The following is a 17107-nucleotide window of genomic DNA, read 5'->3' as shown; positions in this document are numbered from 1 at the left end:
TGGCGCAAACGCCCAAGATCTGGCGAGAGCTGGACAAGTGGATGCGTCACCGGCTGCGAGCCATCCAGCTCAAGCACTGGCGCCGTGGTCGGGTCATTTACCGAGAGTTGCGTGCCCTGGGTGCTACAGCTGACGCCGCCAGGCAAGTAGCGGCGAGTGGCCGGTGCTGGTGGCGCAACAGCGGGGACTCGCTGAACCGAGTCCTGACCATCGCCTACTTCGATCAGTTGGGCATGCCCCGCCTCACTTAACCTCAACCTCTCGAACCGCCCGGTGCGGACCCGCATGCCGGGTGGTGTGGCAGGGGCGCAGCCAGTGCGGCTGCCCCCTATGCCGATTAGCGCACGGCGCGCAGTTGATCAGATGTCAAAGTAGAGGTGGAACTCCCACGGGTGCGGCCGTAACTTCAATGTATCAATCTCGCGGGTGCGCTTGTAGTCAATCCAGGTCCTGATCAGGTCTTCGGTGAAGACATCCCCCTTTCGCAGGAAATCCGAGTCGGATTCCAGTGCGGAAAGCGACTCTTCGAGCGAGCCTGGAACCTGCCGGATGTTGGCGGCTTCCTCCGGTGGCAGATCGTAGATATTCTTGTCGATCGGGTCGCCGGGGTCCGTCTGGTTTTCAATGCCGTCAAGGCCCGCGAGCAGCATTGCCGAGAAGGCCAGGTAGGCATTGGCCGACGGGTCCGGACAGCGGAATTCAACGCGTCTGGCGCTTGGAGAATCCGAAACCATTGGAATCCTGGCGGCGGCAGAGCGGTTGCGCTGCGACATGGCCAGATTGACAGGCGCCTCATATCCAGGGACCAGTCGCTTGTAGGAATTTGTGCTCGGCGCGCAGAAAGCCATCAGGGCGGGGGCGTGCCTGAGCAAGCCGCCTATATACCAACGGCACATCTGGGACGTCTGCGCCCAACCGTTCGCGTCATAGAAGAGGTTCTCGCCGCCGCGCCAGAGGCTCTGGTGGCAATGCATGCCGCTCGCGTTGTCGGCAAACAGGGGCTTGGGCATGAATGTGGCGACCTTGCCGTGGCGGCGTGCAACATTCTTGCAGATGTACTTATACATCATCACGTTATCTGCCATCCGGGTCAGCGGTGCAAAGCGCATGTCGATTTCATTCTGGCCCGCCGTGGCTACCTCATGGTGATGCACCTCGACCTGGACGCCTGCCTGCATCAGCGCGAGTACGATTTCGGAGCGGATGTCCTGCAGCGTATCGCTTGGCGGCACGGGAAAGTATCCTCCCTTGTAGTGCTGCTTGTAGCCAAGATTGCCTCCGCCGTAGCCGCCTTCGTCACGACCCGAGGCCCATTCGCCTTCGGCAGATTCGACATAGTAGTAGCCGGAGTGCTGATCCTGTCCGAAGCGAATCGAGTCGAAAATGAAGAATTCCAGTTCAGGGCCAACGTAGCAAACCGTAGCCAGGCCGGTTTGCTGGAGGTACGCCTCCGCCTTTCGTGCGATGTGGCGCGGATCGCGCGAGTACGGCTGGTGCAGGACAGGGTCCAGCACATCGCAGATCAGCGCCAGCGTTGGTGCCGTGCAAAACGGATCGACGAACGCTGTGGCCGGGTCAGGCCTGACCAGCATGTCGGACTCGTGTATTTCCTGGAACCCACGAATAGAAGACCCGTCGAACCCGATGCCGGCCGAGAACAAATCGTCGTTGACTTCCGGCAGCGTGATCGAGAAGTGCTGCCACACGCCGGGCAAGTCGGTGAACCTCAGGTCAACGACCTGGATCCCGTGCTTCCTGATCAGAGCGATGACTTCACCAGGGTTTTGCGGCGGTGTAACGTGATAGCTGCCGGGTTCTGTTGAGACCGTGCTCATAACTGCCTCCGTCGTCTGGCCCCGGAGCATAGTCCAACATTAGTCGGTCAAATTCCGATTGCAAAGTGCCTCTCGAACCCGTGCAGCCTTTCCGAAGCGGCGCTATGTGTGAAATCCGCGTGCTCATCAGGAGTTCGCCACAGCACGGAAACTCGGAGATAAGTGATGTACGACGATCTTTGGGGGACTTGGCGATTGCCAACGGTGAGCGCGAGGTGGCTGACTGAAGCTGGCCGGGAGCGGCCCGATACGACAGGACGGGAAGGACAGACGGATCTGCCGCTGCCAGCGATCGCGATCGCATATTGCCGGCCCTGATCTCAGGCGGGCTGTCTCTCCAGAATTGCATGGCGCACGTTCTGCACGTGCGCCACGCCGGCGGCCTCGGCGGTTTCGGGGTCGCCTGCCAGCACGGCCGTGGCGATGTGCCGATAATCGTCCAGCCGCATCTTTCGCAGCGAGGCCAGTCGATGTTGTGCATGCACGATCGGCATATGGATGGTCGGAAACAGCCTGCGCAGCTCGCGGTTGTCGCCCATTTCCAGCAGCGTGCGGTAGAAATGCCGTCTGGTGCCTGAGAAGGCTTCGTCGTCATGTGCCTTCTCTGCGGCGACGAGCCCCTGTACCGAAGCGCGCAGCGCCTGTGCCAGTGCCCGGTTACCACTGCCTCGCGTAGCGGCGCGCGCAAGCAGACCGGTCATGCGCTCCGCCACATCGAGGACATCGAGGGTTTCCTGCAGGGTCAGCCGGCGAATGATCGCGCCTCGATGGCGCGGGAGGTCGACAATACCTTCGGCGGCCAGCCGCTGCAGTGCCTCGCGCACCGAATTGCGACCAACACCGAAATGCGCGACGAGGTCGGTTTCCACGAGTCGCTGGCCCGGCACGAAGCTGCCGAGTTCCAGGCCGTTCATGATCCCAAAAAACACGATATCAGACGCGCTGCTGTCCGCCGGGCCAGGCGCAACGGGTGTATCGATGGACATTGCAGACGAAGACGAGGTTGGTCGTGGCACGGGCGCCATTCTAATGGATTGGCCGGGATCAGGATCCGGAGCCATTGACATGGGATGAAATCATCCTACAATATGATCCTATCACGAAAACGGATGGAGACAACCATGGCGGAAACGTTGCCCGGCCTTGCCGGCAAGCGCGCGCTGGTAACGGGCGCATCGAGCGGGCTGGGCGCGCACTTCGCGCAACGGCTGGCCGCACACGGCGCTGACGTCGTGCTGGCCGCACGCCGGTTGGACGCGCTGCAGTCGGTGGCGAGCATGGTGGAACAGTACGGGCGCGCCCGCTGCGTGGCGCTCGATGTGACCAGTGCCGCGTCGCGCGCGGCCCTGGTGGAAGAAGCCGGGCCCATCGATATTCTCGTCAACAACGCCGGGCTGGTACGCGAGGGGCCGGCTCTCGTACATGCCGAAGAAGACTGGGATCTGGTGATGGACACCAATCTCAAAGGCATGTTTTTCCTGGCGCAGGCGCTGGCCGCCGGCATGCGCGAGCGCGGTGGCGGGAGCATTATCAACGTGGCGTCGATCCTGGGGCTGCGGCAGGCAGGCGGCGTGGTGTCCTATGCGGTGTCCAAGGCCGGTGTCGTGCAGCTGACCCGCACGCTCGCCCTCGAATGGGCACGCTACGGCATTCGCGTGAATGCGCTCGCGCCGGGTTACATCGATACCGATATCAATCGTGACTTCTGGCAGACTGAGGCGGGCAGGGCGCTTGTCAGCCGCATTCCGCAGCGCCGTCTCGGACAACTGGAGGATCTGGACGGGCTGCTGCTACTGCTCGCGTCCGATGCCTCGCGCTACATGACTGGCACCGTGCTGGCCGTCGACGGCGGCCATCTGGTCAACACACTCTGAGGGAATGGCATCCATGTTCACCCCCTGTCCCACCGAAAGAAGCCAGGACATCGCAGACCGCGTGGAGCGTTTCGTGCGCGATGTCGTTGCCCCGTACGAGCATGATGCGCGATGCACCGCGCATGGGCCCTCGGCCGAACTGGTCGGGGAACTGCGTGCCAAGGCGCGCGAGGCAGGCGTCATGACGCCGCATATCCTTGCCGATGGCAGCCACCTGAGCCAGTTGGAGACTGCCGCTGTCTTGAAGCGCTCGGGCCTGTCGCCGCTCGGCCCGGTCGCCGTCAATACCATGGCGCCAGATGAGGGCAACATGTTCCTGCTTGGCAAGGTGGCATCCGCCGAACAGCAGGCGCGTTTCCTTGCCCCGCTAGTCCGCGGCGAGGCCCGCTCGGCGTTCTTCATGACCGAGCCCGCGGAAGAGGGCGGCGCCGGGTCGGATCCGTCGATGCTGCAGACCACGGCGGTCCGCGATGGCAATGACTGGGTGATCAACGGCCGCAAGAAGTTCATCACCGGTGCCGAAGGCGCCAGCGTCGGTATCGTGATGGCCCGAACCGGGGAGGGTGAGCGCGCGCAGGCCACGATGTTCCTCGTCGACCTGCCGCACCCGGCGATCCGCACCGAGCGCGTACTGGATACCATCGACAGCTCGATGCCGGGCGGCCATGCGCAGGTCCTCATCGACGGTTTGCGCGTGCCGGCCGACCAGGTGCTGGGCGAGGTGAACGAAGGTTTTCGCTATGCGCAGGTACGGTTGTCCCCGGCGCGGCTTTCGCATTGCATGCGCTGGTTCGGTACGGTTACGCGGGCGGACGAGATCGCACGGGCTTACGCTACGACGCGCAAGGCGTTCGGCAAGCTGCTGATCGACCATGAGGGCGTCGGCTTCATGCTGGCCGAGAACCTGATAGACCTGCAGCAGGCTGCGCTGATGATCGACTGGTGCGCCGGCGTGCTCGACGCGGGGTCGGCAGGCACCACCGAAAGCTCGATGGCCAAGGTTGCCGTCTCCGAAGCGTTGTTCCGCGTCGCGGACCGTTGCGTCCAGATCCTGGGCGGCAACGGCGTGTCGCGCGACACCATCGTCGACCAGGCATTCCGGGAACTGCGTGCGTTCCGGATCTACGATGGCCCGACGGAAGTCCACAAGTGGTCGCTGGCAAAGAAGATCAAGCGCGACACGCTGGGGACGGGGCACCACGGCTGAGCCCGCCGGCGTGCCGCGCCGTTTCGGCCCGCGCATGCGGGCCAGGAATGCCCGTTCTTCGGCTCAGGTGGCCGCGGTCGTCAGCGAAGAATAAAAAAATCCCCGACGCCGTTGCTCGGGGAAGATGCTGGGTCGTGGCCGCCGACGTAGGGCGCCCCCACTATTATTGCAGACGCTCTGGGGCATTCTGTAGTTGCTTACTTACCGTCTTCTGCGAGGCCATCGCGGTTGGTGATTTTCGCGCCGTCGGTGAACACGTCACGCCTGTCCATGACTCTCGCCCCGTCTGAGTAGACGTCAAACTTCGCGCTTCCATCGGAATATGGATCTCGCGGCCCCATGATGCTCGCGCCGTCCGTGTACACATCTCGCGCCCCGATGCCGGCATAGACCAGGCTGGAGCCAAGCGCCGCACTCGCGCCAGCTAGCAGAATGAGTGTCTTTACCATTTTTCCACCTCCTACTTATGGCGGTTGCAAGAGCTGGCGCGAATCATTTTCGCTCCAGTTTGAGGACATAGCTTCGTACGACTGCAATGTATGCCCTGACGGTAGGTTGATGAATAGGGCTTGTTTCCGAAAAGCGGCTAGGGGAATGCCCTATTCGAAGGGCGGGCGGGAACTATCGAACTCATTCAAGAACATTTACCCGCGCAGCAGCGTTCTGGCATAGATTCGTAGGAGGCATTGCATCACCAATGGATCTGCCCAGCTGCACGTTGCACGGATTCGGTGCAAATTTATAGGTTTTTACAAATTTTGATGTGTTGGTTTTCGCAGGAATTTTGTCATTTCGGCTAACGCTGGACATGGCTTGGTGTGCCGGAGTCTGTCCCGGGGTTTGAGAATCGAACAATGGCCATCATTCTGCAGAAGTCGAGGCTCAACCTCTTTATTCAAACCGGATTAGTCGCATTGGCGTATTTTGCAGGTGCAAGGCTGGGGCTTGCTTATGCGGTAGTGGGCGGTGCGGTGTCCCTGGTCTGGCCATCCAGCGGCATCGCCCTCGTTGCGCTGCTCACGATGGGCTTCGGCGTTGCCCCCGGCGTTGCCATTGGCTCGCTGCTGGCCAACATGTCCGTGGGCGTGCCTCCGCATGTCGCCGCGGTGATCGGCCTCGGCGCGACGGCAGCCGCCTTAACGGCCACATGGTTGCTAAAGCGGGTCGCCGGGTTCCAGGTGTCGCTTGATCGCATCAAGGACGTCCTGGCCTTCATCATCCTGGCAGCGACGCTCGGCTCGGCTCTGAGCGCGTTGATTGGCGCGACTGCCCTCTGGGGTGGAGGGCTGCTGTCAGGCGGGGAATACAGCGCCGCCTTCTTGAAATGGTGGCTCGGCGACATGATGGGGGTGCTCGTGGTGGCTCCGCCGCTGCTGAACCTGCTCACCTATCCGAGTCCTGTCCGTTCGGCGAGGCAAGCCGTGGAATCGTGTGGACTGGCCGTGGGGCTCCTCTGGGTAAGTTACCTGATCTTCGGCGCGCCGCAGCTTGCCGGGCACGGCTACTATCCTGCGGCCATGGCGATCTTTCCGTTTGTTATCTGGGCCGCCCTGCGCTTTGATCATCTTGGCACCAGCCTCGCGACCTTGCTGGTCTCGATCATCGCCATTCGGGGCACCACGCACGGCACCGGCCCGTTTGCCGCGGAATCCCCGGTGGACAGCCTTGTAAGATGGTGTGCGTTCGCGAACGTGATGGCGATCACCGGGTTGCTGCTGGTGGCGGCACATGCCCGGCAGAAGCGCTTTCATCGTCTCCTGATGGCATCCCACAAGGAACTCGGGCGGCGCGTGCAAGAGCGAACCCAGGACCTTGAGCGGGCCAACGATGAACTGAAGCAGGAGATGAAAAGGCGGCGCCGGCTGGAGGCGGAGCTGATCCGGATCGGCGATCACCAACAAAGGCTCATTGGCCGGGAACTGCATGACGGCCTCGGGCAGCACCTTACCAGCCTGGGCTTCTATTGCGCCACGTTGAGCCGGGAACTGCAGAAGCAGGGGAACCCGGCGTCCGCAGATGCGGCAACGGTCGTCGAACTGGTGAAACAGGCGTCCTTGATGACCCGCAGGATTGCCCATGGCCTGGATCCCGTCGCCGGGGAGTCCGGCGACCTCACGGCCGCACTCCAGGGCCTGGCAGAATCGACACGCTCGCTGAACGGCATTGGCTGTACGCTGCGCATCGCCTCAGATGTGGATTTGCCGGATCCGCCAATGCAGACCAACCTTTACCGTGCGGCACAGGAAGCAGTCAATAACGCCCTGAAGTACAGCCAGGGCAGCCATATCTGGATCGACCTGGAGCGCGAGGGCGAAATCCAGACGCTATCGATCAGCGACGATGGCGTTGGGATCGACGCGGACCGGATGGAACGCGCTTCGGGACTGGGACTCCACAACCTGCGTCACCGCGCAAGCCTGCTGGACGGTTCGTGCGCCGTCACCCGCAATGCCATGGGCGGCACCACGGTTGCCATCAGCTATCCGATACCGGAGGGTCCCGGCCATGCCAGAGACGCAATCTAGCCGTGGCCCCGCAACCAGGGTCCTGATCGTCGACGACCATCCCATCATCCGGGAGGGACTGACCCATTTGCTGATGCAAGAGGATCTGCACGTCTGCTGTGCGGCCGCCAGTACGGAAGAAGCCCTGGCGGCGATGGCCTGCCAGCCCGACATCGCCATTGTGGACCTCAGCCTGCAGTCGGACTCCGGCCTGGATCTTATCAAGACGCTCAGGCAACACCACCCGAAGCTGGCAATACTCGTCCTCAGCATGCATGACGAGACCTTGTTTGCCGAACGCGCATTGCGGGCGGGCGCCAATGGGTACCTGATGAAACTCGAGGCCACGGAGCACGTCATGAGCGCCATCCGCGAGGTGCTGGCAGGCAATATCTACCTCAGCGCCGCGATGCATGCCAGGCTGGCGCGGTCTTTGGCGGCCCCCGGAAAGACCCCGGCGGGTTCGGTCGCGTGTCTTTCGGAACGCGAGTTCGAGGTCCTGCATCTGATCGGACTTGGCTTCAGCACTCGCGAGATCGCCATGAAACTGAACCGGAGCGTCAAGACCATCGAGGCACATCAGGCCAACATCAAGGAGAAGCTGGATATTTCCAGCGGCAAGGAGTTGATGCGCTTTGCGATCCAGTGGCTCGAGAGTGAGTAGGGCGTCAGTAGCCGAGGTCGGAGGCTTCCCCGGCGGCGGGCTCTCAAAAAAGCCCCGAGTCCGCGCCGGGGTCCGTAACGATGACTGCCTCGCCCTCTCCCTTTTCAATGGAGAGGGCGAGGCAGAGGCGAGCGGACCGTCGGAACGGTAGCGCCCGATCAGGGCTGGATATTGAACGCCTTCACAATCCCGCCATTGCGGTCGAACTCATCGTGCAGCGACTGTCCAAGCTGCTGCAACGTCTGTGCGGCCATCGGCTCATAGCTCAGCGCCTGCATCCGCTCCTGCACCTTAGGCGTTGCCGCGGCCTTGTAGGTGGCGGTCTGGATCTTCTGCGCCAGTTCGACAGGCACGCGCGCGGAGGCGATCACGCCAACCCAGTTGCTGAACTCGACATCCGGATAGCCCAGTTCCGCGAAGGTCGGCACCTGCGGCAGCAGCGGCGAGCGGCTCTTCGATGCCACGGCGTACGGCTGCAGCTTGCCCGCCTTGATCATCGGCAGCGACGTCACCATCCCGTCGTACATCACGGCGATCTGGCCGCCCATCACCTGTGTCAGCGCCGGCGCCGAGCCGGCAAACGGCACGTGCTGCAGGTCCATGCCCGCTTTCTGGTTCATGATCACGCCCGCGTAGTGCGACGCCGTGCCGGCGCTGTAGGACGCGAAGCTGAGCTTGCCGGGATTGGCACGCGCATAGTTCACCAGGCCGTTGAAGTCCTTGGCCGGCAGCGTTGGCGAGCCCACCAGCAGCAGCCGCGACCGCGCCACCGCGGCCAGCGGGCGGATGTCCTTCATCGTGTTGTAGGGGGTCTTCAGCACGTGCGGCACTTCGGTCAGCACGTTGGTCGCGGTCACCATGATGGTCTGGCCGTCGGGCGGCGCGGCCAGCATTGCGCTGATCGCGATGCCGCCGCCGGCACCCGGCTTGTTGTCGACCACCACGGGCGTGCCGAGGTCGGCCGAAAGCTGGTCGGCCAGCAGGCGTGCGATCACGTCCATGGTGCCGCCGGCAGGCGCCGGCACCAGCATGCGCACGGGCTTGCTGGTCCAGGCCATCGCGGCCGGCATTGCCAGTGCCAGCATGGCGGCAACCATGGCGTGGCGGGGGCGGAACAGGGTGGGGCGGGTTGGCATGGTTGTCTCCGTTTAAAGATATGAGATAGAACCGGCCCATGCCAGCCTTCTTGCCGGGGTGGTCATGGGATCAGGTTGAAGAGATTGGGGGCCTGCGCCGGTTCGTGGGCCGGCGCGGGCAGATTCAGCCGGCCGCCAGCGTGGCGCGCTGCTTCGCGCGCGCCAGCGCCCGCCGCATGGCTTCGAGCAGCACGGCGGGCGGCCGTGCGCCCGACACGCTGTGCGTGCCGTTGAAAACAAGATGGGGCACGCCGAAGCCGGCGCGCAGGGGAGGATCCTCTGCGTCGTGCAGCGGCGGCAGCCAGTCCAGGTCTGGCCGGCCGGTGCTGGCGCCGGCGTCAGGCAATGCGATGCCGCAGGCTGCCGCCGCGCGCCGCAGGACCTGCGGGTCGCCGATGTTCTCGCCGCGCATGAAGTAGCGCGTGAACAGCTCGTCCAGCAGCGCCGGCGCAGCGCCGGCGCCGGCTTGCCTGACGGCGTGGCGTAGCAGCCGGTGGGCCAGCAGCGTGCTGGGAAAGGTTTCGATGCGGTCCAGCGCCAGCGTGATGCCGGCGTCCAGTGCCGCGGCGCAGACTTGCGCCTGGCGCGCGGCCAGGGCCTCGGGGCCTCCCAGCCGTGCCAGGTAGAAATCGCGGTAGGGCGTGCCCTCCGCAGGCGTGGCCGGAAGCAGCGGGTAAGAGCGCCAGTCGACCCGGACGGCAACGTTCGGGTGCTCCTGGACGAGCCATTCGATGGCGGTTTCCAGGTGCTTCTTGCCGATCATGCACCAGGGGCAGATCAGGTCGAAGTAGGCGTCGACCGTAAGCGTGGTCGGGTAGTTCATGGCGACAGCTTGATGACGCCCGCCGGCACATGCGTGCCTGGGGGCGGGCGATGGGGAATCAGGGCGCGGACGCGGCCGGGGCGCGGCGCCAGGGCTGGCGCGCTGGCAGCTCGGCCAGCACCTCGGCGCGCCGGGCATCGGTCATGCGGTCCCAGGTGCCGATTTCCAGCGGTGTCCTGCCGCAGCCCTGGCAGTACCGGCCGGCAACGTCGAGGCGGCAGATGTTGAGGCACGGGTTGGCGACGGCGGGGGCAGGGTTCATGACTTCAGCGATGTCGTGGTTGGTTCGGCACACGGGCCGGGCAACGCCCGGCCGATGAATACCCGGCCGGGGAGCCCCAGCCAGGCGAAGCGCGTCAGGCCGCGCGCAGCGGCAGGTTCTTCTGCCCGCTCTTGCGGTTGGGCGCCATGCCGTGTGCCGCCAGGGTTTCCTCGGCGCTGTCGTACCAGGTGCCGATGCGGTAGATCTCGCGCGCTTCCTTGCCCGAGGCGATCTCGCGGCCCAGTTCCTTGGCCACGCGCACGCATTGCTCGATCTGCTGCACCGAAGTCATGCGGTTGCCGTGCTGGTCGATGATGGTGTCCTCGATGCCGCAGCGCGGGTGCAGGCCCATGGACATGGCCATCATGTTGAACGGCAGCACGTTCTTCAGCAGCGATTCCGCGGTCAGCGTGCAGCCATCCGGCGCGCGGTGGACGAAGTTGAAGAAGTTGAACGGGTTGGGGCCGTCGAAGCCGCCGCCGATGCCGATCCAGGTCAGGTTCAGCGGGCCCTTGTAGAGACCCGCGCGCACCATGCGCTCCAGGGTTTCCAGCGCGTGGATGCCGGTCAGCTGGAAGTGCGGCTGGATGCCGGCATTGCTCAGGCGGCGCAGGTGTTCCTCGACCCAGCCCGGGCCGGCCGGCACGGTCATTTCACGGTAGGCCTGCTGGTAGGCCGGGTGCTCGAGCGACGTACCCTTCAGGTATTCCGGGTACAGCAGCTCCATGATGTTCATCTGCGTGGTGTTGATCGCCACGGTCACCTGGTCCGGCTTGGGATCCAGTTCGGCCAGCATGTGGCGGGTATCGTCCGACAGCCACTTGGCGGCCTGGCCGTCGTCTTCCGGCGCGAACGAGATCGAGCCGCCGACCTGGATGATCATGTCGGGCACGGCCTTGCGCACGCCGGCGATCAGTTCGTTGAACTTCGACAGGCGCTTGGAGCCCTTGCCGTCCAGTTCGCGCACATGCAGGTGCAATACGGTGGCGCCGGCGTTGTAGCAATCGACAGCCTTCTGCACCTGGTCTTCCATCGTCACCGGGATGTCTTCCGGAAAGTCCTGCGGCATCCACTCAGGGCCGTACGGGGCCACGGTAATAACCACTTTGTCCTGGTTCTCGGGGTGCAGGGAATCGTCGAGGAATTGCATACTGTTGCTCCTGGGTGTTGTCCGCATGCGGTCCGGCCAGAACCTGCTGGTTCGCGGTCCGTCCGCCTGTTTTCATCGTCATTCGATGACCCGAAGTATCGGTCAACGGCATGAAACAATTTGACGATCCGGGACGATCGCTTGGCATTTCGGGACAGTCAGGGAAAACACGATGTGCGGGGCGCGGGCAACGTTGCACAGTGTCGTGGCGCTGGCGCAATCGCGCCCTAATGTCATTTTCCAGCTGCGGCATACCTGCCAGTTTTCAAGTGAATTGCCTGTCTCCCACCGTCCCGGTTTCCTTCGTCCACGGCTTCCTGCCCGGTGCCGATCCTGCATTGATCGCGCAGCTGGCAGCGCGCTCGGGCATTGCGGCGGAGCTGATGGACGAGCCCGCGGCACGCGTGACGCAGGAACAGTTCTCGACCTTGTACCGGCTGCTGGCGCACGAGCTCGACGATGAAATGCCGGGCATTTTCAGCCGCCCGCTGCGCAACGGCACGCTCAAGTACCTTTGCCTGAGCTTGCTGGATGCGCCACGGCTTGAAGTGGCACTGCATCGCTTCGGGCAATTCTTCCGCTTGCTGCTGGACGAGTTCCGCGTGGAGTCACGGCGCGAAGGCAATGCCGCATATGTGGAGCTGGTGGAGGCTGCGGCGGGTCCGGCGGTGAGCCCGATGGCGCGCGAACTGATGCTGAAGCTGGTGCATGGCGTGGCGTCATGGCTGATTCGCCACAAGATCCCGCTGCAGGCCGTGCAACTGCCGTCAGGGCGGCCGGCGCAGGCAAACGACCATCTCTACCTGTTTCCTGGCCCGGTGCATTTCGGCTGCGATCGCGGCGGCATTGTGTTCGACGCTGCATTCCTCGACATGCCGGTGCGGCAACGCAAGGCCGACCTTGAAAAATTCCTGGCACGCGCGCCCGAGGACTGGATCTTCGTCACGTTCGCGGAACCGATGACCTGTCATCGCGTCAGGCAGTACGTAGCGGATTGCCTGCCCGTAGCGCCGACCATCGAAGCAGTGGCCGCGGCGCTGCACTGTTCCGTGCGCACGCTGTGCCGCCGGCTGTCCGCGGAAGGCACCACCTTCCAGGCGATCAAGGACGGCGTGCGGCGCGACATCGCCATCCAGCGGCTGACACGATCCAATGACGCGATCACGGCCATTGCCTTCGACGTTGGCTTCGACAATCCCACTGCCTTCCATCGGGCCTTCCGGCACTGGACCGGCAGCACGCCCAACGCCTATCGCCGCGCGCCCTAGCGCCGCACCGTGGCTGGCAATGCCGGCCGCCCGATTGACAAATCGCGCCATCCCGTGAGGACCCGGCTGCGCATTGCGCGCACGCCGTGCCAGCGCCATGCAAAGCGGCATGCATTGTCAGCGATTGGGCCGGATTTGGTAGCCGGTTTTGTGCGCCGCAGCACTACGATGCGGCAGACAAACAAACATGCGTGCATGCGACACGGTCGGCAGGCACGGGAAACCAGAGCAAGCAAGGAAGCATATGGCAATTCAAGGCTACAGCATGGGCACGCTCGCCGCATTCGTCGGCAAGGAACTCGGCGTTTCGGCGTGGATGGAAGTGGATCAAGCGCGCATCGATGCATTCGCGCAGTGCACCGGGGACCGCCAGTGGATCCACGTGGACGTGGAGCGCGCGCGCAGGGAAAGCCCGTTCGGCGGCACCATCGCCCACGGCTACCTGACGCTGTCGCTGCTGGCCGGGAAGCTGGTCGAGATGGGCGTGGTGCCCGAGGATGCGCGCGCCGCCGTCAACTACGGCGTGGAGAAGACACGCTTCCTGGCGCCGGTGAAGGCGGGGGCGCGCGTGCGCAATCGCGTCAGGCTGATGTCGGCGGACAACAAGGGCGATGGCCGTGTGCTGCTGCGCACCGAGAACACGATGGAGATCGAGGGCGAAGCCAAGCCGGCCATGGTGGCAGAAGCCCTGGCGCTTGTCATGGCGTGAAGCGGCAACAGCAGATGTAAGCAAGGAAGAGACAGGAGAAGCAGTATGACAAGTGCAGCCAACGTGGAGGCGCCAACCGATTTTCTGGCGGGACCCAATCCGTTTGTCGGGATCCGTCCCGAGGATTTCATCACAGCCGCCCAGCAGATCGGCGCGCAGTGCGTGCAGGAGCCGGTGCTGGTGCTCGAGCAGCAGGTGCAGCTCACCCATGACCTGGTCAGCGTGCTGGATGGCTCGGCACCGATGCCGTCGACGCGCGACCGCAGATTCAGCGACGACGCCTGGCGCGACCTTCCGCTGTTCCGCATGTCGCTGCAGGGCTACCAGGCCTGGCGCGACGCGCTCGAGGGCACGGTGCGGCGTTCGGTGATGGACCCGCGCAGCAAGCATCGCGCGCAATACTTCATGTCGCTGCTCACCGACGCGCTGGCGCCGACCAATACCCTGGCGGGCAACCCGGCAGCGCTGCGCAAGACCTTCGAGTCATGCGGCATGAACCTGGTCAGCGGCCTGTTCAACCTGGCCAGCGATGCCCTGACCAACGGCGGCATGCCCACGCAGGTCGACAAGGGCGCATTCAGCGTCGGCCAGAATCTTGCTGCCACGCCTGGCGTGGTGGTGTTCCGCAACGAAGTGCTGGAGCTGATCCAGTACGCCCCGACCACCTCGAAGGTGCATGCGCGGCCCCAGCTGATCGTGCCGCCACAGGTCAACAAGTTCTACGTATTCGACCTTGCACCGGGCAAGAGCATGGTGGAGTACATGCTGGGGCAGGGCCTGCAGGTGTTTATTGTCAGCTGGCGCAATCCCACGGCGGCGCAGCGCGACTGGAACCTCGATACCTATGTCGGCGCGCTGGTCGAGGCGATCCATGCGATACGCGATATCACCGGCAGTGCCGACGTCAACGTGCATGGCGCCTGCTCTGGCGCGATGACGATGGCGGCGCTGCTGGGCTATTGCGCGGCCAGTGGCGAGAAGCTCGTGCACGCCGTCACGCTGATGGTGGCGGTGTTCGGCCTCGATGCCGAGTCGCAGCTCGGGCTGTTCAGCACGCCCGAGGCGGTCACGGCGGCGCGGCACGGCAGTGCGTCACGCGGCGTGCTCGACGGCGACGCGCTGGGCCGGGTCTTTGCGTGGCTGCGGCCCAACGACCTGGTGTGGAACTACTGGGTCAACAATTACCTGCTCGGCAATGCGCCGCCGGCGTTCGACGTCCTCTACTGGAACAACGACACCACGCGCCTGCCTGCCGGCCTGCATGGCCAGTTCCTGGACATGCTGACGCTGAACCAGCTCGCCACGCCGGGCGCGCTGCAGGTGCTCGGCCACGCCATTTCGCTGGCCGACGTGGACTGCGACAAGTATGTGCTGGCCGGCATGACCGACCACATCACGCCGTGGAAGGCGGTGTACCGTTCGGCGCAAGCGTTCGGCGGGCGCACCGAGTTCGTGCTGAGCTCCAGCGGCCATGTGCAAAGCCTGGTCAATCCACCCGGCAATGCCAAGGCCAGGTATTTCCGCAACGGCACGCCCGATGCGCAGCCCGAGACCTGGCTGGAGGGCGCGACCGCCGAGCAGGGCTCATGGTGGGAACACTGGACCCAGTGGCTGAAGAAGCGCTCGGGCCCGAAGCGCAACGCGCCCGCGGCGCCCGGCAGCCTGCGCTTCGCCCCCTGCGGCGAAGCGCCGGGCCGCTATGTGACCGAGGCGTAGCGCGCACGGCGCACTCCGCAACACTGCAATCTTAATTTTTCAACCCAACTGTCAGGAGATACCAAGATGGAATCGACCAACACCGCAAGTGCCTCGGCCGCGCAGGCACCGCACAAGAAACTGCTCGACTTCGTGCGCAACAACCGCCTGGACCCGGCCGCGGTCCTGGAATCGCGCCGCAAGGACATCGAGGCGCTCGCCAGCGTCAACGTGACGCTGCTGGGAGGCCTGCAGTCGCTGGTGCGCCAGCAGGCCGAGTTCCTGTGCGATGCCGCCGCCGACCTGCAGGCGCTGTCGCGCGGCCAGGCCGTCGATGGCACGGCGCCCGCGAAGCTGGCGGAAGCCCTGCCGCGCTCGCTGCAGAAGGCCGTTGCCGGCGTGCGCGGCCTGACCGACACGCTGTACAAGGCGCAGGCGGACAGCATTTCGGTGGTCGGACGCCGCATCGCCGAGAACGTCGAGGAGGTGAAGGGGATCCTGCGCCCGAAACAATAAGCTGCGGCGGGCATGGCCGCGCGCCGGACATGCCCGTGCGCAACCTCTCCAGGACAAGCTGATGACAACAACAGACGCCGGCACGCACGCCGGCCAAAAGCTGCAGGTGCTGACCGTGGACCTGGATGGCCAGGTTGTGCGGGCCGGCATCCGGCCCGGCAGCGATGCCGGACCGCCGCTGCTGATCTTCAACGGCATCGGCGCCAATCTCGAACTGCTCGCCCCCTTTGTCGATGCCCTGGCGGGCATCGAGGTCATTCTTTTCGACGTTCCCGGCGCCGGAGGCTCGCCCGCGCCGGTGTTGCCTTACCGCCTTTCCGGTCTTTGCGTGCTGGCCGACCGCCTGCTGTCGCACCTTGGCTATACGGGCCAGGTCGACACGCTCGGCGTGTCGTGGGGCGGGGCGCTGGCGCAGGAGTTCGCCCGCCTCTATGCGTCGCGGTGCCGGCGCCTGGTGCTGGCGGCCACGTCGCCCGGCGTGCTCATGGTGCCGGGCCGCCTGTCGGTGCTTGCAAGGATGATCGGCGTGCGCCGCTATACCGACCCCCAATACCTGCGCCGCATCGGCGCCGACCTCTACGGCGGTGCCTTCCGCCACGATCCCTCCCTGCTCGACGAGCACGGCCAGCACATGCAGCCGCCGCCAGGGCGCGGCTATCTCTACCAGCTGCTGGCGGCATGGGGCTGGAGCAGCCTGCCGTGGCTGGGGGCGCTGCGGCAGCCCACGCTGGTCATGCACGGCACCGACGATCCGATCGTACCCCCTGTCAATGCCAGGATCCTGGCGGCCCGCATCCCTGACTCGACGCTGCATATGGTCGATGATGGGCATCTCTTCCTGGTGACCGGGCCGGAGCACGCAGCCCGCGTCGTCCGCGGCTTCTTGCGCGGCTAGCGGACTGCCGGCGAGCCGGGCGAAGCTGGAGCGCCACAATGGCCGGCGCCTGTTGCACGAGTACGTTGTGACAGCTCGCCGGATCCAGATCAACGCTGATTGAACCTGAAACGTTTGGAAGCCTTCGGCTGCGCTGCGCGCCGGCAGTATCGCCGGTTCGAAGCCCGGGCACGGAGTGCGTCGCTGCGCTCGCGCTCACTATCGCTGGTGTGCCGGTTGTCTTCATTTTCCTGCCTGTTTGCTCCCCTGTCCCGCTTGCGGTAGAGGGGGCGGGGGAGAAGGGGTAAGTGAGTGGGGGAAGGGCTGAGGGCCGGAGCATCGACGCAGTGCAGCGATTCCCTTCGTGGAGGCGCCGGCCCTCACCCCGACCCTCTCCCGCAAGCGGGAGAGGGAGCCCCCAAAATCAGCACGTTTGTGCCACCGCGGTTCCCGGAGCGCAATTCATAACCGTCCCGCAAACCAGCAAAGACCCCCAATCGGCATAGGGGGCAGCCGCACTGGCTGCGCCCCTGCCACACCACCCGGCATGCGGGTCCGCACCGGGCGGTTCGAGAGGTTGAGGTTAAGTG

16 protein-coding genes and 1 pseudogene are annotated in these 17107 nt (G+C 64.7%); 10 read left to right on the top strand and 7 right to left on the bottom strand.

From position 1 onward, the window contains the following. Positions 1-251 (top strand): annotated as a pseudogene (locus tag K309_RS43335) (group II intron reverse transcriptase/maturase); the annotation flags it as partial. Positions 252-359: 108 nt separating this feature from the next. Here K309_RS43335 and glnA read toward each other — a convergent pair. Further along, the gene (gene glnA / locus K309_RS0130610) at positions 360-1835 is read right to left on the bottom strand and encodes a type I glutamate--ammonia ligase (RefSeq protein WP_029049887.1); all 1476 of its coding nucleotides are present in this window, start codon (positions 1833-1835) and stop codon (positions 360-362) included. Between the two features lie 320 nt (positions 1836-2155). Beyond that, positions 2156-2821: a GntR family transcriptional regulator gene (locus K309_RS0130605; RefSeq protein ID WP_029049886.1), complete on the bottom strand. Its 666-nt coding sequence runs from the start codon at positions 2819-2821 to the stop codon at positions 2156-2158. A 135-nt stretch (positions 2822-2956) separates the two neighbouring features. On the opposite strand from K309_RS0130605, the gene K309_RS0130600 reads away from it, so the two are divergent. Together K309_RS0130600 and K309_RS0130595 are read left to right on the top strand one after the other, a co-directional pair. Continuing rightward, entirely contained in the window at positions 2957-3709 is a 753-nt protein-coding gene (locus tag K309_RS0130600; protein WP_029049885.1) for an SDR family NAD(P)-dependent oxidoreductase, read from the top strand. 13 nt (positions 3710-3722) lie between these two features. Next, the gene (locus tag K309_RS0130595) at positions 3723-4916 is read left to right on the top strand and encodes an acyl-CoA dehydrogenase family protein (RefSeq protein WP_029049884.1); all 1194 of its coding nucleotides are present in this window, start codon (positions 3723-3725) and stop codon (positions 4914-4916) included. A 197-nt stretch (positions 4917-5113) separates the two neighbouring features. Here K309_RS0130595 and K309_RS0130590 read toward each other — a convergent pair whose 3' ends face one another. Then, positions 5114-5365, bottom strand: coding sequence for a hypothetical protein (locus K309_RS0130590; RefSeq protein WP_029049883.1), 252 nt, complete (start codon positions 5363-5365; stop codon positions 5114-5116). Between the two features lie 405 nt (positions 5366-5770). Here K309_RS0130590 and K309_RS0130585 point away from each other — a divergent pair, with 405 nt between their 5' ends. Then, the gene (locus tag K309_RS0130585) at positions 5771-7441 is read left to right on the top strand and encodes an MASE1 domain-containing protein (RefSeq protein ID WP_029049882.1); all 1671 of its coding nucleotides are present in this window, start codon (positions 5771-5773) and stop codon (positions 7439-7441) included. Continuing rightward, positions 7422-8084 (top strand): response regulator, encoded by a 663-nt coding sequence (locus tag K309_RS0130580; protein ID WP_029049881.1) that lies wholly within the window; start codon positions 7422-7424, stop codon positions 8082-8084. The genes K309_RS0130585 and K309_RS0130580 overlap by 20 nt, the downstream gene beginning before the upstream one ends. Before the next feature lie 158 nt (positions 8085-8242). Here the strand turns inward: K309_RS0130580 and K309_RS0130575 are convergent, their stop codons facing one another. The 4 genes from K309_RS0130575 to K309_RS0130560 all read right to left on the bottom strand — a co-directional run bounded on the left by K309_RS0130575 (position 8243) and on the right by K309_RS0130560 (position 11455). Further along, on the bottom strand, positions 8243-9220 hold the full coding sequence (locus K309_RS0130575; RefSeq protein WP_029049880.1) for a tripartite tricarboxylate transporter substrate binding protein: 978 nt from the start codon (positions 9218-9220) through the stop codon (positions 8243-8245). 124 nt (positions 9221-9344) lie between these two features. After that, the gene (locus K309_RS0130570) at positions 9345-10043 is read right to left on the bottom strand and encodes a DsbA family oxidoreductase (RefSeq protein WP_029049879.1); all 699 of its coding nucleotides are present in this window, start codon (positions 10041-10043) and stop codon (positions 9345-9347) included. 58 nt (positions 10044-10101) lie between these two features. Further along, positions 10102-10305 carry a DUF1289 domain-containing protein gene (locus K309_RS0130565; RefSeq protein WP_029049878.1) on the bottom strand — a complete coding sequence of 68 codons (204 nt, stop codon included), beginning with the start codon at positions 10303-10305 and terminating at the stop codon, positions 10102-10104. Between the two features lie 94 nt (positions 10306-10399). Further along, positions 10400-11455, bottom strand: coding sequence for a beta-keto acid cleavage family enzyme (locus K309_RS0130560; protein ID WP_029049877.1), 1056 nt, complete (start codon positions 11453-11455; stop codon positions 10400-10402). A gap of 269 nt (positions 11456-11724) precedes the next feature. On the opposite strand from K309_RS0130560, the gene K309_RS0130555 reads away from it, so the two are divergent. The 5 genes from K309_RS0130555 (at position 11725) to phaZ (ending at position 16538) form a co-directional block, all read left to right on the top strand. After that, the gene (locus tag K309_RS0130555) at positions 11725-12723 is read left to right on the top strand and encodes an AraC family transcriptional regulator (RefSeq protein ID WP_029049876.1); all 999 of its coding nucleotides are present in this window, start codon (positions 11725-11727) and stop codon (positions 12721-12723) included. Positions 12724-12967: 244 nt separating this feature from the next. After that, positions 12968-13432, top strand: a complete 465-nt coding sequence (locus K309_RS0130550; RefSeq protein WP_029049875.1) for a MaoC family dehydratase — start codon at positions 12968-12970, stop codon at positions 13430-13432. A gap of 45 nt (positions 13433-13477) precedes the next feature. After that, positions 13478-15148, top strand: coding sequence for an alpha/beta fold hydrolase (locus K309_RS0130545; protein WP_051320696.1), 1671 nt, complete (start codon positions 13478-13480; stop codon positions 15146-15148). 66 nt (positions 15149-15214) lie between these two features. Continuing rightward, the gene (gene phaP / locus K309_RS0130540) at positions 15215-15643 is read left to right on the top strand and encodes a TIGR01841 family phasin (protein WP_029049873.1); all 429 of its coding nucleotides are present in this window, start codon (positions 15215-15217) and stop codon (positions 15641-15643) included. A 61-nt stretch (positions 15644-15704) separates the two neighbouring features. After that, complete coding sequence (gene phaZ / locus K309_RS0130535) at positions 15705-16538, top strand: poly(3-hydroxyalkanoate) depolymerase (RefSeq protein ID WP_029049872.1); 834 nt, start codon at positions 15705-15707, stop codon at positions 16536-16538. The last annotated feature ends 569 nt before the right edge of the window (positions 16539-17107 follow it).

The organism is Cupriavidus phytohabitans (genome assembly GCF_000426345.1).
Lineage (GTDB): Bacteria > Pseudomonadota > Gammaproteobacteria > Burkholderiales > Burkholderiaceae > Cupriavidus.
Note: the sequence above shows the minus strand (reverse complement) of the source record. Positions and strands in the feature narration are given on the sequence as shown.

What these genes read in the sequence shown, in the direction of transcription:
- glnA (WP_029049887.1), bottom strand. Translation starts at nt 1,835, where the DNA reads ATGAGCACGGTCTCAACAGAACCCGGCAGCTATCACGTTACACCGCCG.
- K309_RS0130605 (WP_029049886.1), bottom strand. Translation starts at nt 2,821, where the DNA reads ATGTCCATCGATACACCCGTTGCGCCTGGCCCGGCGGACAGCAGCGCG.
- K309_RS0130600 (WP_029049885.1), top strand. Translation starts at nt 2,957, where the DNA reads ATGGCGGAAACGTTGCCCGGCCTTGCCGGCAAGCGCGCGCTGGTAACG.
- K309_RS0130595 (WP_029049884.1), top strand. Translation starts at nt 3,723, where the DNA reads ATGTTCACCCCCTGTCCCACCGAAAGAAGCCAGGACATCGCAGACCGC.
- K309_RS0130590 (WP_029049883.1), bottom strand. Translation starts at nt 5,365, where the DNA reads ATGGTAAAGACACTCATTCTGCTAGCTGGCGCGAGTGCGGCGCTTGGC.
- K309_RS0130585 (WP_029049882.1), top strand. Translation starts at nt 5,771, where the DNA reads ATGGCCATCATTCTGCAGAAGTCGAGGCTCAACCTCTTTATTCAAACC.
- K309_RS0130580 (WP_029049881.1), top strand. Translation starts at nt 7,422, where the DNA reads ATGCCAGAGACGCAATCTAGCCGTGGCCCCGCAACCAGGGTCCTGATC.
- K309_RS0130575 (WP_029049880.1), bottom strand. Translation starts at nt 9,220, where the DNA reads ATGCCAACCCGCCCCACCCTGTTCCGCCCCCGCCACGCCATGGTTGCC.
- K309_RS0130570 (WP_029049879.1), bottom strand. Translation starts at nt 10,043, where the DNA reads ATGAACTACCCGACCACGCTTACGGTCGACGCCTACTTCGACCTGATC.
- K309_RS0130565 (WP_029049878.1), bottom strand. Translation starts at nt 10,305, where the DNA reads ATGAACCCTGCCCCCGCCGTCGCCAACCCGTGCCTCAACATCTGCCGC.
- K309_RS0130560 (WP_029049877.1), bottom strand. Translation starts at nt 11,455, where the DNA reads ATGCAATTCCTCGACGATTCCCTGCACCCCGAGAACCAGGACAAAGTG.
- K309_RS0130550 (WP_029049875.1), top strand. Translation starts at nt 12,968, where the DNA reads ATGGCAATTCAAGGCTACAGCATGGGCACGCTCGCCGCATTCGTCGGC.
- K309_RS0130545 (WP_051320696.1), top strand. Translation starts at nt 13,478, where the DNA reads ATGACAAGTGCAGCCAACGTGGAGGCGCCAACCGATTTTCTGGCGGGA.
- phaP (WP_029049873.1), top strand. Translation starts at nt 15,215, where the DNA reads ATGGAATCGACCAACACCGCAAGTGCCTCGGCCGCGCAGGCACCGCAC.
- phaZ (WP_029049872.1), top strand. Translation starts at nt 15,705, where the DNA reads ATGACAACAACAGACGCCGGCACGCACGCCGGCCAAAAGCTGCAGGTG.